This is a genomic window from Desulfobulbaceae bacterium (assembly GCA_013792005.1).
Taxonomy (GTDB): Bacteria; Desulfobacterota; Desulfobulbia; order Desulfobulbales; family VMSU01; genus VMSU01.
The window spans coordinates 1-15,467 of record VMSU01000145.1; the positions used below are offsets into that span (position 1 = coordinate 1).

Below are 15,467 nucleotides of genomic sequence, written 5' to 3' on the forward strand. Positions count from 1 at the left end.
GATGACGATATTTGGCCGAGACGACTACCCACACAGCCAGAAAGGGGCCAAGAATCAGGAGCAACAGAATCTGAAGTATGTTATAGATAATAATCATAAGTTGATGGTCTCGCAAAAAATCACGGGATGGCTAAGCAGGTACGCGAGTCTCCGAGACTCCGAAAGGGCCGATATACAAGGCGCAGTGTGCTTTTGCGAATGAGGCCACACATATGGTGTGCCGAATGAGCAAAAGTGCGCTGCAACGCAGTAGATCGGACTTCTTGCGACGCCATCATAAGTTGAAATGTAAACTGATCAGGTTATCAGTTGGCGGTTAGTGCGTCCTACCATTTGCTGATCATTGACTGACTATAATTATGTTACCCGTAAACCTTAGCAACTCTCATTAGAATAACAACGACACCGACGCACAACGGAGCTTAATCTCAGCCTTCCCCCTCTACGACCAACTCTTAAGCGACTACCCCCCTACCCTTCACTCCCCACATGAACCTCATTCTTATTCAAACCGACGAGCTTGATGATCGACAGGTACACCTGAAAGACCGCCGTGCCGAACATCTCCGGAAAATTTTAAAAGTAAAGGTGGGAGATACCGTGCGAGTCGGTATCGTTAACGGACTCATGGGAACCGGAACTGTAGCAGATATCTCCCGCCACACTGTTATCCTGACGATTGAGGCGAGCACCCCTCCTCCGGTCAGACTGGAGCTTGATCTGATTCTCGCCCTGCCCCGCCCTATCATGCTGAAGCGGGTACTGGCCCAGATAGCAGCCCTTGGGGTCAACCATCTCTTTCTTATCAACGCCAACCGGGTAGAAAAGAGTTTTTTCGAGGCAAGCCCGACCAAATACGGCGATTTTGCCCCTTTCCTGCACAATGGACTGGAGCAGGCAATTGACACCATCGCACCTACAGTCTCGATCCACCACCGCTTCAAACCATTTATCGAGGATATTCTACCAACGGTTACCGCCAGCCGGAAAATAATCGCCCACCCAGACGGTATTACAAGCATAGCCGATAATTTCTGTTCAACACCACCCGGAAAAACCCTTCTCGCTATTGGTCCGGAAGGGGGATGGATAGATCACGAACTGTCCCTATTTCATGATGCCAGATTTTTGCCATTCAGCCTTGGCCCCCGAATACTTCGGGTTGACACAGCCGTTCCGGCCATTATCGCCCAGATCGCCCTGCTCCAACAAAGAGCAACTCAAGGTGTTGCAGAATAAGGGCCTTGCTGCGCAACCATCCCTTACTTTTTTTCATCTTTTTGCCTACTCACTCTGGCCCTAACCTTATCCACCAGCACGGTCAACTCGTGAAGCCGCATCCCGTAAAGAGTTCCGCCGTAGACCATAACCGCCGAAACAAGAAGAAAGACCAGTGCGGCAATATCAGGCACCGATCTTCCTCCCAGCACCTCTCGGGCCAGGTGCAACCACAACCACATGACCGCTGACGCAGCGCAAACCTTAAACACACCCCGCCCTAAATATAACAACGAGTACCCGGACAAACGACGGTACAGAATCAGACTCAGAAACAAAAAATTGCCAATCATGGCGCAGGAGGTCCCCAAAGCAACAGCCTTATGCTGCATGGCATCGATACTGAGAGTGATGATCAGGATATTGGCGGCCACCGCCAGAAAACTCCCGATGACAGGATATTTGGTGTCATTTAAGGCATAGAATACCGGAACCGTAATCTTCACCGCCGAGTACGCAAAAAGGCCGACCACATAAAATGACAGCGCCTCGGCAGTGCGGATGGTATCCACAGGGCCAAAATTACCATGCTGAAATATTACCTTAATCAGGGGTTCAGCCAGAACCCACAGCCCAACAGTTGCCGGAATCGACAGACAAAATCCCATGGTCAGGGCCGAGACATAGGTCTCGCGAACTGCATGGAGATCCCTGAGTGCCGCACTCCGAGCAATCACCGGCATCGCGGCAATTGACACAGCCACCCCGAACATCCCGATAGGAAACTGCACCAGACGGAAGGCGTAGTTCAACCAGGAGACACTGCCCTCAGCACAGGAAGAGGCAAAATTAGTATTAACGAAGATATTGATCTGAGTCGCACCCAGACCAATAATGGCAGGAATCATCAGCAGAAAAACCCGGCGCAGGCCAGGATCAGACCAATCCAGTACCGGACGCAGGGTAAAACCCGTAGAACGCAAAGCCGGGATCTGGCAGACAAGCTGCAGAAAGCCGCCCAACAAGGTGCCGATAGCCATTCCAACAATAGCAGGGTGACCGAATCTCGGCAAAAGCAAGGACAACCCAACCCCACCGACAATAGAACCGACATTAAAAAAACTTGATGCCAGTGAAGGGATAAAGAAACGTCCCTTACTATTCAAAATCCCCATCACTACCGCAGCCATGGAGACAAAAATCAAAAAGGGAAACATAATCACAGTCAAAAGCCGAGTTAACTCTGCCTTGCCAACGACCAGAACAAAATCAGGGGCAATCAGTCCGACCAGCGGTCCGGAGAACGCCATTCCCAGGAGGGTAACAAGACTGAGGATCACAGCAATACCTGAAAAGACATTGTTGGCCAAGCGCCAGGTCTCTTCCGCCCCCTTAGTGCTATCATAATCAGTAAACACAGCGACAAAGGCTGAAGATAACGCACCTTCCGCAAAGAGATCCCGCAGCAGGTTGGGAATACGGAAAGCGACAACAAAGGCGTCATATTCCTTTCCCGCACCAAACAAGGCGGCCATGACCTGTTCGCGCACCAGACCAAGAACCCGGCTGCACATCACCGCCACGCTGACCAGACCAGCCGACCGGGCTATCGTCCCAGTATTGGAAGACGCCTTTTGCATTAGCGTATCCGACAAATCAGGGGGAGAGTTTCAAGACATACCATTGAGACTTCCAAATCCTTAAAGAGGGCAAGCAGCATTAATGTATACCGAACCAAAAATCGTCATTCCTGGACCACCCTGCAAGCATGCTGGTTCTGTGGGAGACATGTCTGATGCCAGTCCGTGGATAATTTCAAAAAAAGTCCAGTCCGGGAATTTTAATTTTCTTGATCAAATTCCCGTTTCGCTCAAAAAAAACATTCAAAAACTATCACATAAAACATTAGCAACATATTGTCTTTACGTTAAAAATTAATGATTAACAAAAGAAACAAATAGCCTCAGCAATTAGGGAGGCAGAGAATATCCTGTTGACAATGTCACCTTCTTTATATTAGCCATAGATTTCAAAGACATTGCAACCGCAGGAGCCAGATATCGTAACAATTCCATTCAAACACCCTACTTACCCAGCGGAGATACCATGAAAGAGAGTCAAACAATAAGGAATATTGGTTTGTTCGGGCACAGCAAATGCGGAAAAACTTCGCTGGCAGAAGCCTTACTGTTCACCTCCGGCAAAATTAACCGTCTTGGCAAGGTAGACGAAGGGACCTCGTGTATGGACTTCGAACAGGAAGAGATCCAGCACAACCTCACCATCAGCGCCGCCTTCAATCACTTCGAGTGGGCAAAGCACACTGTTTTCCTGACTGACACTCCAGGCGACGATAATTTTCTAAACGACACCTATTCCACAGCCCAGGTGGTGGATTCTGCCATCTTCATAATCGGCGCAGTGCTGGGAGTCAAACACCAAACAGAAAAATTTGTCAATTTAATACAAGAAAATCAACTCCCAGGGTTGATCTTCATCAATAAAATGGACAGGGAACGGGCCGACTTCAAAAAAACCATTGGCGAGATCAATGACTCCCTGCCGATGAAAACTGCCGTACTCCACCTTCCCATTGGAGCAGAAGCCAACTTCAAGGGCGTAGTCGACATCCTGACCCAAGAGGCCTATCTCTTTGATGGCACAACCGGCAAAGTAAAAAAGGGTCTGATCCCAAAAGATATGCAGGCCGATGTAGCCTCCTACCGGGAACAACTCATGGAGATGGTCGCCGAAACCGATGACGCACTCATTGAAAAATTCCTCGAAGAAGGAGTATTGCTCGACGATGACCTCCAGCAAGGACTCATCCAAGCGGTCAAATCAGCCAAGCTCTATCCAATCGTCGTAGGCTCCGCGCTAAACAACTATGGCACAGAGCCCCTGCTCAACGCCATCATTGACATCCTACCCTCGCCGCTGGATCGCCCAGCCGCTATTGGCATCAACCCCAAGACCAACAAATCCAGCGAAAGACAACCATCACCCTCTGAGTCGTTTTCGGCCATTGTCTTCAAGACCATGGCCGATCCGTACGCGGGCAGACTCTCAATAATGAGGGTAATTTCAGGGACCCTGTCAAACGACTCATTTTACAACGCCAGCAAAGAAACTCCTGAGAAATTCGGCCAGCTTCTCCTCCTTGAGGGAAAGGGCAACCAGCCCACCGCCAGCGCTTCACCTGGGATGATTGTGGCCGTAGCCAAGCTCAAAGAGACCACCACCGGCCACACCCTCTGCGACGAAGCCAACCCGATCGTCTATCCCGTAAAATCACCACTCAGCCCAGTGGTTTCCTATGCGGTTACAACCAGCAAAAAAGATAGTGAGGATAAACTCTTTTCTTCTATCACCAAAATGCTGGAAGAAGATCCAACCTTGAGACTGACCCGCGAACCCCAAACCAACGAGATCCTCCTATCCGGTGTTGGCCAGATCCATCTCAAGATTCTTGGTGAGAAAATCAAACGCAAGTACGGGGTGGAGATGGAGTTACAGCCGCCTAAGGTACCGTACCGCGAGACCATCAAAGGCAAAGCCCGAGTCCAGTACAAACACAAGAAACAGTCGGGAGGCAGGGGCCAATACGCCGACAACTGGCTGGAGATCGAACCCATGCCCAGAGGTGAAGGCTATCTCTTTGAAGATCGAATTGTTGGCGGAGTCATCCCCAAACAGTATATCCCGGCTGTTGACAAAGGTGTGCAGGAGGCGATGGCAAACGGTGTTTTGGCTGGTTACCCGGTGGTCGACCTCAAGGTCGGCCTGGTCGACGGATCATTCCACAACGTCGATTCTTCTGAGATGGCGTTCAAGATATCCGGCTCGATGGCCTTCAAGAAAGGGGTGATGGAGGCAACTCCGATACTCCTGGAACCGATCTCAAATTTAACGATCCAAGTGCCCAAGGAGTGCGTCGGTGATGTCATTGGCGACCTTAACAGCCGCCGCGGCAAGGTCATGGGCATGGATTCAGAAAGCAAACTGGAAGTCATTAAAGCCCAGGCCCCAATGGCCGAAATCCTGGAATACGCCCCGACCCTAACCGCCATAACCGGAGGACGCGGGCTTTTCTTCACTGATTTCTCTCACTACCAGGAAGTTCCAGCCCACCTCACACATACGATTATCGCCGCCACCAAGGAAGCGGCATAAAAGGGCGAGGAGTCACAGGTGCCTGAACTGACCCCACTCCCCACCCATAGCTACCAATGCGGGATTCTTACCCTGAGCGACAAAGGTGCTGCAGGATTGAGAAAAGACGAAAGTGGACAGTCATTACAGAACATCTTGACCAAGGAAGGGTTCCTTGTAACAGCATATCAGATTATCGCCGATGAGGAGTCACTGATCAAAGAGGTCTTGATTGACTGGAGTGATAGACTAAAACTTGACCTAGTTGTCACCACCGGCGGCACCGGGGTAAGTCCACGTGACCGTACACCAGAGGCGACCATGGCGGTCCTGGATATCGAAATCCCTGGTATCAGTGAAGCCATGCGCATGGAGAGCTTCAAGATAACACCACGGGCCATGTTATCACGGGGGAGAAGCGGGGTGCGCGGACAGACGCTAATTACCAATCTCCCCGGAAGCACAAAGGCGGCAGAAGAAAATATCGCCATCATCTTACCATGCCTTGTTCACGCGATTTACAAAATCAAAGGGGGGGGGGACGATTGCGGAGGGGAATGAGACCATGCCACGGATTAAGCGTGAGACGCATCACGGAATCAGCAAAGGTCCCGCGATACATCTTAAAATACGACACGCCTGAAATCGACAGGTCAAAAAAGGAACAACAAGGGGATATAACAACCAGCAAGAGGGCAAAACTCCTCGGACTACAAGCATCAATCAGATAATTTCAACCTGCTCCTCTTCCTTCCTTGTACGAACAGCTATCTCGCCAATCACATAGGGCGTTTCCCCCAAGGCAGCCAACTGCCGCATGCAGTCTTCCTCATCCTTGGCAGTAACGATAAGGATCATACCAATACCGCAGTTAAAAGTCCGATACATCTCATCAGGGGTGAGATCTCCCTGTTGTTGCAAGAATTCAAAAATTGGTTGTCTGGGCCAGGAGTCGCCAGCTATGACCGCCTTGCTCCCCTCAGGTAATACCCTAGGCACATTATCGGTAAAGCCGCCACCGGTGATATGCACCACACCTCGAACCTGGTAATTTTTGATGACATTCAGCACGGTCTCAGTATAAATCCGTGTCGGTGTCAACAATGCCTCACCAAGAGTAGATCCCAATTCCGGAATCTGATCATTAACCGATAGCCCCAGCTCCTCAAAGCAGATCTTGCGAACCAGAGAGTACCCGTTGCTATGAATACCGCTTGAGGCCAGGCCAATCAGCTTGTCCCCCACCTTGATCTCCGAGCCGTCGATAAGTTCATTTCGCTCAGCAATTCCGACCGTAAAACCTGCCAGGTCATAGGAACCTGGGGTATAATGTCCCGGCATCTCTGCTGTTTCACCACCAATCAAAGAGCACTTGGACAACTCGCAACCCTTGGCAATCCCCCTGACCACGTCTGTCGCCTGATCGACGTCAAGTTTTCCCACGGCAAAATAATCAAGGAAAAACAAAGGCCTAGCCCCAGACACAACAACATCGTTGACGCACATCGCCACTAAATCAATTCCAATTGTGTCATGCTTATTGCACAACTCGGCAATTTTTAACTTAGTACCGACCCCATCGGTAGAAGCGACCAACACCGGATCTTTATAGCGGGAACCACCCAAAGCAAACAAACCACCAAAGCCACCAATGTCGGTCAACACTCCTCGTTGAAATGTCGCTGATACCAATGGCTTAATGCGATCAATAAAGGAATTTGCCTTATCAATATCTACGCCGGCCTCGGCATATCGTGAGCCTTTTTTTTCTTTCATATCCCAACCCAGATACACTGGACACATCTCCCGGTAAAAAAACTTTGTCCGGACAGATTCCCGTGTGTTAATTAATCACAACGTGCCTTGCTCAACCCGAAAATGCGCGGTGTCAGATTTCTCCCAACACCTACAATCTCTACCCCATCATCGGGTTGCCCTGCGAAGATAGCACCCATTTTTCTTATCAATGCTTTTGTAATCTCCATCAGCTCAAAAGTCAATTTGTTATTGCCCTAACATGGTCCGCAATGTCTCTACCTCTGTGATTGGCTGTTGACACGCGAAATTTTCACAGACATAGGCCGTTGCCTTATCACTCTGTTTAACCATATACGCAAGTGACGACAACTTGCCAGCCAAGCTTTCTGGCATTGGCGTTCCATCGTTAAACAACACCACCTTGTTGGGGAGAAAGAACTCGGCCACGACCTGAAGCATAGCCTTGGTATCACCTGCTCCCCTATCGCCAGCGATAACAATCTGCATCGGCTTTCTTCGCAAAAACTCACCAGCTGACAGCATTTGAGGCAAAGCCCCTGGGGACTGGTGGAGCTTACCAGCAAAGAAATTCATGGTCTGATCCGCCTGTTCAAGCAAGATTTTATCTCCAAAAATCCTTCCCAACCGCGCAAAATTCATGGCTGACACAGAGTTACCCGCTGGCTCAGCCCCGTCATAGTCACTTTTCATCCGCATAATAACCGTCTGATCCTTACCTGTTGTCTCGAAAAATCCACCCTTCTTATCATCCTTGAATAAGCTGTTTTGAACCTCTGTAAGTGCAAGTGCCAATTCGAGCCAATGCCAATCAGATGATGCCTCGTAAAGATCCAAAAACCCTTGGATGGTAAATGCGTAATCATCGAGGTGTCCTGAAATTCCCGCCGTCCCGTTGCGATAACGGCGCCACACCCGTAGGGATGAAGTGTCCTTCGCATTTTTTCCCGAATCAATCAAAGTCGTACGAATAAATTTCCCCGCCCGCTCAGCGGCATGGAGATATCGCTCCTGCCCAAGAACCAATGCCCCCTTGGCCAGCGCGCTAATCATCAAGCCATTCCAACTGGCCAGGACTTTATCATCCAGATGAGGTCGTGGTCTCTTGCCACGTTCGGTAAGCATCTTTTTTTCGGCACGAATCAAGACCGTCCTGACATGGTTTTCATCGACTGAAAAATGCTTCGCAGTTTCGATAAAATCATGGGCTAGATAGAGAATATTTTTCCCGCGAAGTTCTCCATGAGGATCATCAGCAACGTTTCCATCTGCAACAATTCCATAGCGATACCTCACCATGGCCCCCTCTTCTTCAGTCAAGAAAGAGTTAAGTTCCGCAGCAGTCCACACGTAATAGGCGCCCTCCTGCTGCTCTTTCGGGTTGTCTGGTTTCGGGCTGTCCGCATCTTCTGCTGAATAGAACCCTCCTGCCTCATCCCGCATGGAGGCCAGAACATAATCGAGTGTCTTTGCCGCGACCTCCTTGAACAAGGGATCACGGGAAAGTTGAGCCGCTTCAAGATATAATGTGGCAAGTTGGGCCTGATCGTAAAGCATCTTTTCAAAATGAGGGACCCGCCACCCCGCATCCACTGAGTAACGATGAAACCCACCTCCAAGCTGATCCCACAACCCACCAGCAGCCATCTTTCTAAGAGTAACGAACACCATATCAAGAACACGAGAATCCCCGGTTCGCTGCCCGTATCGAAGCAAAAAGGCGAGTCCTGCTGGCCGCGGAAACTTAGGGGCATTCCCAAAGCCTCCGTTCTGTGCATCATACCCACGGGTCAGCTGCTCTGCAGCGGCTGCGGATGTCGCCTCCACAACCAACTTCTTCTCATCGGAACTCGCCTGGGACTCGACAAGATGCTGAAGCAATTCGTCTGACTTCTTTACAATCATTTCATGATCCTTTTCCCAAGAAAGATGAATTTTTTGCAGAAGGTCCGCAAATCCTGGACGACCAAAAGCGCTCTGAGGAGGAAAATAGGTACCAGCAAAAAACGGCTTAAGCTCAGGGGTCAAAAAAACCGACATCGGCCAACCGCCACTCCCGGTCATTGCCAGAGTCACTGCCATATATACCTGATCAAGATCTGGCCTCTCCTCCCTATCCACCTTAATGCAGACAAAGTATTGATTCAAAATAGCTGCTATCGCCGGATCCTCAAAAGACTCCCGCTCCATAACATGACACCAGTGACACGTCGAGTAGCCTATAGAAAGAAAAATGGGCTTATTCTCTCGCCGAGCCCTGGCAATAGCCTCATCATCCCAGGGATTCCAGTCAACCGGGTTATAGGCGTGCTGCAGTAAGTATGGGCTGGACTCGCCAATAAGCCGATTCGCCTTGCGACCGGCAACTTTTTCTTTCCCTCCGGCATCAGTTGCAGATTTATCATGAACAGGTTTCATAGTAAGTGTTTCTCCTCCAAAGCTTATCGATGACCAAAGAAATGCAGTAAGTGTTGAAAAAACCAATAATCGCGAGTTAACCAACCGCATCAGGCACCCCCTTAAATCTCTTTTGATTTTTTTAATATGACTAAGCAGATAACAAACACCAACCGAGTCATTCCCAAATCTATTTCAGTTAATCAACTAATACCCTATGATTAAATAAATGACTATTCTAATGACTAAAAAAACTACCAACACCAGGAAAATATCAAAGTTTATTATATAGCTGTCAAAATTAATCCTAGCAAGACCAAAAGCATATGTTTCTAATGGTATGCCCTGCCAATTCTCTCAACAAATGGCCTTAATCCTATACTGATACCGATCAGTATTTTCCAGTGTATAATTACATCTCAAGTACCATATTAATACGAATCGGATAAAAATAATATCCGCCTTCAGACACCAAACAAAATCACGATATTTTACTTTTGACAAAGGACCATCCACCACTTCTTCTTCCTCATCCAAACTATACTATCAGAATCAAACAACAAAATAATAATCTTATTGATTGATTTTTCTCCATAAATGTTTTAGCTAAAAACTTTATTCATTCATTCTATTTATTGGATAATAGAAAATTACCCCTCACTATAGTAACCTTAACGAAAATCAAGATAAAGGAGGATACAGACATGGGAAAAACACTAGTAGAAATGGCGGCAGATATTGTACAAGCCCAAAGCGCATCAAAAAGCATGACCCAAGAAGAGATCTCATCGGCCTTGCAGATTACCTACAAAACTTTGATGAACCTGCAGATCAATGAACAGTCAGCTCCCGGCGAAGAGTTAACAAGCGAATCAACAGCTCCAGACATCACCCCAGAAAAATCAATACAGAAGAACAAGATCATTTGCCTGGAGTGTGGTCAAGAGTTCAAAATGTTGTCCCCAAAACATCTCGCCTCCCACGGCCTTAACGGACGTGAGTACCGGAAAAAATATGGCTTAAAATTGCGTCAACCCCTCTGTGCCAAGGCATTGTCAACCGCACGCAAAAAAGCAGGCAAAGATCGGGGTATCCCAGAAAACCTCATGAAGTCCATTGCCGCAAAAAAAGAAAAAAGCGCTGCCAAAACAAAACTGGCGACCAAGAAAGCAAGTGGCAAAAAGGCAAAGAAAGAGCCCGTTGCAGTCGGCTGAACGGCATTTAACCGGAACCGGCTCACCCCTTGTGACTCCAAAAAGCAGCTCCACTTTCATCAAGACCGCCCTCCATCGACGTCGTCAGACGCACCAACTCAGGGAATTACAAGAAGTAACCCCCCTTGATGGAGGCATGGCCAAGGTCAACGGCCAGACCGTAATCAATTTCAGTTCAAACGATTACCTTGGTCTGGCCCGCCACCCTGCCCTGGTTGAAGGGTCCGCACGATTTATCCACGCCCACGGAACCGGCTCAACCGCATCACGTTTGGTCTGCGGCACTGCCCCCACCGTGGCAGGAATCGAGACCCACCTGGCCTCCCTCAAAGAAAAAGAGGCCGCGCTGATCATGAATTCTGGTTTTCAGGCTAACGTCTCCCTCATCCCGGCACTTGCCAACCGAAAATCGCTGATCCTTGCTGATCGCCTCTGCCACAACAGTATCATCCAGGGAGTCCTACTGAGCCGAGCCAGACTTCTCCGCTTCCGCCACAACGATCTCTCGCACTTAGAAGAATTGCTGGGCCGACACGCCCACACCACGGACCGAATTCTCATCATCACCGAATCGGTGTACAGCATGGATGGCGATCGTTGCGACCTTGACACCCTGATCACCATCAGTCAACGATACGGAGCCCTGGTGATGGTGGACGAAGCTCATGCCACCGGCGTCTTAGGCTACCAGGGAATGGGTTTGGCCTGCGGCAAGGATATTGATATTATCATGGGAACTTTTGGCAAAGGTCTGGGCTCCTATGGGGCCTATGTCGTATGCTCTGCTGAAATACGGGAGTATTTAATCAATTACTGTACCGGGTTTATCTATTCCACGGCCTTGCCGCCGCCAGTCCTTGGGGCGATTGATGCCGCACTTACTCTGGTCCCAACCATGGACAGCGAACGTGACTATCTCCAGAACCTAGCCCAATACCTACGCAACGGACTTCACGCCCTTAAACTATTCACCGGGGACTCGACAACTCAAATCGTACCAATGATTATTGGCAATGACCAGAAAGCTGTCTCCATGTCACAATGGCTGCTCAGCCAATGCGCTATCCTGGCAACAGCCATTCGCCCCCCCACGGTTGAACAAGGCAGCGCTAGAATCCGCCTCGCCCTCTCGTGTCACCATACAAAAGATCAGATAGACACATTGCTCCGAGCCATCAAGACCTACCTCACGGCGCACCCCTGATGAGATTCGTTTTCCAGCATGGCTGGGGGTTTTCCAGTTCCTGTTGGAACGGATGGCTCGATTTACTGGACGCCCCTGCCATTCTCGGCAACCGAGGATATTGGGACACGTCGGTCTTGCTTAACAACTCCGACATCCAACCAGATTCCATCCTGATCTGCCACTCGCTGGGCATTCATCTCGTCCCGCAAGACTTGATCCACATGGCTGACATGGTAGTTATCATCAGCGGCTTCGCTCACTTCCATGGCGACACCGTTGCTGATGGCCGCTTCACCAAACGGCACGTCCAACGAATGCTCTCACGACTTGCCACAGAGCCAGAACAATTGATCCGAGATTTTCATCGAGACTGTGAATTCACCGAGTCGCTCATCCATGTCAAAACCATCAACACCGCTCTCTTGACATCCGACTTACAGGTCTTAAATGAAAGTCGGCTGGAAAAATCTTACTGCCAGCGGTGGCCGCCAACCCTGCTAATCCATGGCCGGGACGACAGGATTATCTCTCCGCTCAGGGCTGAAGAGTTAGCCGTCTTGCCGAAAAAAAGCCAATTAAGGATAATCGACGGCGCAGGGCATGGACTCCCATTCAACCAACCCAGCCTTTGCCTCAATCTGATTGTTGATTTTTATCGCCACATAACCCATAGTGGCGAATGACATCTTGTCAATCTCCCCCTTTCGCGGAAGGGTCACCAGCCACCTTTGATGAACTCGCAAGAAAAGAAGCCGCTGGCTGAGCAGGTAAGCGAGCCAGCGAGACTCCGAAAGGGCCGATATACTATACAGGTAAGCGAGTGAAGAGAGACTCCGAGGCGCAGGGTGTTTTTACAAATAAGGCCACACATATGGTGTGCCTAATGAGCAAAAATGCTATTTTCCGTTATTCCAGCGCAAGACAAAGAGACGATTTCTCAACTAAGTAAACAAACTCAACAATCCATTTGTCTCCAAAGTGTCAATTTAACAAAGTCTGCGCTTATCTGCTCGACCATCATCTTTGGCTACCCCGAATCATGACGCTCTCTCCCGAAGGACTGAAAAATAAAATAGCCGCCGGCTTCACGGCCTCGGCGCCCCACTACGACCACCATGCCGCGCTGCAGCAGCGTGCCGCGCACTCCCTGCTCAATCGTTTAAACGAGATCAAAACCCAGATACCTGACGGGCCGGTACTGGAAATAGGCTGCGGGACTGGGGCTGTTTCTAAAAAGCTCGCCACCTTGTTGGCAGATCGACACTTAACTCTCATTGACCTGGCCCCGGGCATGATCGCAGCAAACCGCGCAACCATGGCCCCGTTAATCGCCAGCAATCCTCTCCGTGTCGAATGGCAGATATGCGATGCCGAGACTATTGACACTCGCCACCACTATGCATTGATCATTTCATGCCTGACCCTGCAATGGTTTCATGACCTCCCCGGAAGCCTGCACCGACTGTGCTCCGCCCTCCTCCCCGGCGGCATCCTCCTGTGCTCCTACTTAGGAGAACAATCCTTTCCAGAATGGCGTCAGGCAGCAAACACCCTGGGCCTGCACTGCACTGCCAATCCCCTGCCCAACACCCAACAGATCCAGACGAGTCTGAGATTGCTGGGCCAGCAAAATTCACTGCGAGAAGAAATGCTCCAGATCTCCTACCCGACAGTTCACGACTTTTTTCGATCTCTAAAAAATACCGGAACCAATACCCCTACCAATTCCTACAGTCTCACCAGAGGTCAAATGGCTCGACTGATCAACGGCTGGCAGGAACAATCCCGACATTCAGTTACCGTAACCTACCAAATCAACACCTTAATGGTTCAGACATGAGAATTGACGAACTCCTCCCCCCTCAATTCCTAGTATCAGGCACAGACACCAACGTCGGTAAGACGATTATTGCCTCAATGCTGGCAACTGGGCTAAAAGCCACATATTGGAAACCGATTCAAAGCGGGTTAGATGAGCCGACCGATACCGAAATGGTCCGGATCTTAAGCGGCCTTCCCGAGCACCTTATTCTCCCAGAGGCTTATCGCCTGAGAACACCGGTTTCTCCTCATGCCTCTGCCGCCATCGACGGCATTACTATTGATACAAAAAAACTCGAACTGCCGCCAATTACAGGACGGCTGATCATCGAAGGCGCTGGCGGAGTGATGGTCCCGGTCAACGATGACAACCTGTTGATCGATATCATCAAGTCCTGGGGGCTCCCGGTCCTGCTGGTGGCCAGCACTCGACTAGGCACCATCAACCACACACTGCTATCGCTAACAGCGCTGCGGTCCAAGAATATAGCGGTAGTGGGGGTTGTAATGAATGGATCGCCAGATGAGATCAGCCGTCTGGCTATCGAGCGCTATGGCAAGACCACAGTTTTAGCGACAATCCCGCCGCTTCGAACAGTGAATACAGAAACGATCAGGACTGGTTTTGAACAATATTTTAGTGGGGAAGATTTCTAAACAAGGGTATTTCCACCACAAGGACTTACATGGTGGCACTGTCGGTATAGGCATAGGCGCTGTGCTTGTGGATCGACTCAAAACTCTCCACCCCAACCGAAAACCAACCAATATCAGGGTGCTGTCGGGCCAGAACCGCAATCTTTCGCACTACGTCCTCAACAAACATAGGGTTCTCATACGCCTTTTCCGTGACATACTTCTCATCCGGTCGTTTGAGCAGACTGTAAACTTCACACGACGCAGCCGACTCAACCAAAGCGATTAGATCCTCAATCCAAATAAAATTAATGAACTTTACTGCAAAGTCGATTTCAGCCCGCTGATTATGAGCGCCAAACCGGCTGATCTCCTTGGAGCAGGGACAGAGAGTAGTGCTTGGCACTAAAATCGACACCTGCAAGTCGGCACACCCGCCCACGCCACACGCAAAAACACACGTATACTCCATAAGGGATGGAGTACCAGTGACTGGCGCCCTCTTCTCAATAAAATATGGAAAAGTCATTTCGATAGAAGCGGAATCCGCCTGAAGTTCGTTTCTCAAGTCCGTCAGCAAACGAGGAAATATTTCAGTACGGATATCATCCTGATAGACACTCAAGATGGACATGAAAGTGGACAAACAAGTCCCCCGATGCTGACGAGGCATATTGGCCTGCATCCGAATGCTGGCCACGGTCTGCTGATGCCCCCCCGACTTCTCCAACACATGAATGGGATGACGGATATTCTCAATACCAACGTTAGTAAGTTTCATAGCCAAAGCATGAGGTCATGGCGACTCAAGGGAAGCCAACTGATCTTGGTGACGATTGATAAACAGAATAGTCAATAGTTTCTGTTCGAGGGACTGATTGGCGAATTGCCCCTGCGACTGATGTTGATAGACCCTGGTTGCTGGATTGTAGACCAGATCCCTGGAATTGAGATCGTAACCGCCCCTCGACTCCGCCAGCCAAACCAATCCTATCATGCCAACTACACCACACGACAATACAATTTTTCTCATTTAAAAACCTTAATTATCATTTAGAAATGCGCAA

The 15,467-nt window shown here is 49.5% G+C and carries 13 protein-coding genes; 8 read left to right on the forward strand and 5 right to left on the reverse strand.

What is annotated here, in order from left to right:
- The first annotated feature begins 489 nt into the window (after positions 1-489).
- On the forward strand, positions 490-1,239 hold the full coding sequence (locus tag FP815_08765) for a 16S rRNA (uracil(1498)-N(3))-methyltransferase (protein MBA3015031.1): 750 nt from the start codon (positions 490-492) through the stop codon (positions 1,237-1,239).
- Between the two features lie 23 nt (positions 1,240-1,262).
- Here the strand turns inward: FP815_08765 and murJ are convergent, their stop codons facing one another.
- Complete coding sequence (murJ, locus tag FP815_08770) at positions 1,263-2,858, reverse strand: murein biosynthesis integral membrane protein MurJ (protein MBA3015032.1); 1,596 nt, start codon at positions 2,856-2,858, stop codon at positions 1,263-1,265.
- Positions 2,859-3,324: 466 nt separating this feature from the next.
- Here murJ and fusA point away from each other — a divergent pair, with 466 nt between their 5' ends.
- Both fusA and FP815_08780 read left to right on the forward strand, forming a co-directional pair.
- Positions 3,325-5,391, forward strand: coding sequence for an elongation factor G (fusA, locus tag FP815_08775; GenBank protein MBA3015033.1), 2,067 nt, complete (start codon positions 3,325-3,327; stop codon positions 5,389-5,391).
- A gap of 27 nt (positions 5,392-5,418) precedes the next feature.
- Positions 5,419-5,931, forward strand: coding sequence for a MogA/MoaB family molybdenum cofactor biosynthesis protein (locus tag FP815_08780; GenBank protein MBA3015034.1), 513 nt, complete (start codon positions 5,419-5,421; stop codon positions 5,929-5,931).
- A gap of 162 nt (positions 5,932-6,093) precedes the next feature.
- Here FP815_08780 and FP815_08785 read toward each other — a convergent pair whose 3' ends face one another.
- On the reverse strand, positions 6,094-7,146 hold the full coding sequence (locus FP815_08785) for a phosphoribosylformylglycinamidine cyclo-ligase (protein MBA3015035.1): 1,053 nt from the start codon (positions 7,144-7,146) through the stop codon (positions 6,094-6,096).
- A gap of 228 nt (positions 7,147-7,374) precedes the next feature.
- Positions 7,375-9,564 carry a thioredoxin domain-containing protein gene (locus tag FP815_08790; GenBank protein MBA3015036.1) on the reverse strand — a complete coding sequence of 730 codons (2,190 nt, stop codon included), beginning with the start codon at positions 9,562-9,564 and terminating at the stop codon, positions 7,375-7,377.
- 683 nt (positions 9,565-10,247) lie between these two features.
- Between FP815_08790 and FP815_08795 the strand changes: the two genes are divergently transcribed.
- The 5 genes from FP815_08795 to bioD all read left to right on the forward strand — a co-directional run bounded on the left by FP815_08795 (position 10,248) and on the right by bioD (position 14,421).
- The gene (locus tag FP815_08795) at positions 10,248-10,757 is read left to right on the forward strand and encodes a transcriptional regulator (GenBank protein ID MBA3015037.1); all 510 of its coding nucleotides are present in this window, start codon (positions 10,248-10,250) and stop codon (positions 10,755-10,757) included.
- A gap of 136 nt (positions 10,758-10,893) precedes the next feature.
- A complete protein-coding gene (locus tag FP815_08800) occupies positions 10,894-11,961 on the forward strand; it encodes an 8-amino-7-oxononanoate synthase (GenBank protein MBA3015038.1) in 1,068 nt (355 codons plus the stop codon).
- Entirely contained in the window at positions 11,961-12,626 is a 666-nt protein-coding gene (locus FP815_08805) for an alpha/beta hydrolase (protein MBA3015039.1), read from the forward strand. The genes FP815_08800 and FP815_08805 overlap by 1 nt, the downstream gene beginning before the upstream one ends.
- A gap of 356 nt (positions 12,627-12,982) precedes the next feature.
- Positions 12,983-13,783, forward strand: a complete 801-nt coding sequence (locus FP815_08810) for a methyltransferase domain-containing protein (protein MBA3015040.1) — start codon at positions 12,983-12,985, stop codon at positions 13,781-13,783.
- Positions 13,780-14,421 (forward strand): dethiobiotin synthase, encoded by a 642-nt coding sequence (gene bioD / locus FP815_08815; protein ID MBA3015041.1) that lies wholly within the window; start codon positions 13,780-13,782, stop codon positions 14,419-14,421. Before FP815_08810 ends, bioD begins: the two co-directional genes overlap by 4 nt.
- 25 nt (positions 14,422-14,446) lie before the next feature.
- Here the strand turns inward: bioD and FP815_08820 are convergent, their stop codons facing one another.
- Together FP815_08820 and FP815_08825 are read right to left on the reverse strand one after the other, a co-directional pair.
- On the reverse strand, positions 14,447-15,181 hold the full coding sequence (locus FP815_08820) for a GTP cyclohydrolase I FolE2 (GenBank protein ID MBA3015042.1): 735 nt from the start codon (positions 15,179-15,181) through the stop codon (positions 14,447-14,449).
- Between the two features lie 15 nt (positions 15,182-15,196).
- Entirely contained in the window at positions 15,197-15,433 is a 237-nt protein-coding gene (locus FP815_08825) for a hypothetical protein (protein ID MBA3015043.1), read from the reverse strand.
- Positions 15,434-15,467: the final 34 nt, after the last annotated feature.

What these genes read in the sequence shown, in the direction of transcription:
- FP815_08785 (MBA3015035.1), bottom strand. Translation starts at nt 7,146, where the DNA reads ATGAAAGAAAAAAAAGGCTCACGATATGCCGAGGCCGGCGTAGATATT.
- FP815_08825 (MBA3015043.1), bottom strand. Translation starts at nt 15,433, where the DNA reads ATGAGAAAAATTGTATTGTCGTGTGGTGTAGTTGGCATGATAGGATTG.
- fusA (MBA3015033.1), top strand. Translation starts at nt 3,325, where the DNA reads ATGAAAGAGAGTCAAACAATAAGGAATATTGGTTTGTTCGGGCACAGC.
- FP815_08805 (MBA3015039.1), top strand. Translation starts at nt 11,961, where the DNA reads ATGAGATTCGTTTTCCAGCATGGCTGGGGGTTTTCCAGTTCCTGTTGG.
- murJ (MBA3015032.1), bottom strand. Translation starts at nt 2,858, where the DNA reads ATGCAAAAGGCGTCTTCCAATACTGGGACGATAGCCCGGTCGGCTGGT.
- FP815_08810 (MBA3015040.1), top strand. Translation starts at nt 12,983, where the DNA reads ATGACGCTCTCTCCCGAAGGACTGAAAAATAAAATAGCCGCCGGCTTC.
- FP815_08765 (MBA3015031.1), top strand. Translation starts at nt 490, where the DNA reads ATGAACCTCATTCTTATTCAAACCGACGAGCTTGATGATCGACAGGTA.
- FP815_08790 (MBA3015036.1), bottom strand. Translation starts at nt 9,564, where the DNA reads ATGAAACCTGTTCATGATAAATCTGCAACTGATGCCGGAGGGAAAGAA.
- bioD (MBA3015041.1), top strand. Translation starts at nt 13,780, where the DNA reads ATGAGAATTGACGAACTCCTCCCCCCTCAATTCCTAGTATCAGGCACA.
- FP815_08795 (MBA3015037.1), top strand. Translation starts at nt 10,248, where the DNA reads ATGGGAAAAACACTAGTAGAAATGGCGGCAGATATTGTACAAGCCCAA.
- FP815_08820 (MBA3015042.1), bottom strand. Translation starts at nt 15,181, where the DNA reads ATGAAACTTACTAACGTTGGTATTGAGAATATCCGTCATCCCATTCAT.
- FP815_08800 (MBA3015038.1), top strand. Translation starts at nt 10,894, where the DNA reads ATGGCCAAGGTCAACGGCCAGACCGTAATCAATTTCAGTTCAAACGAT.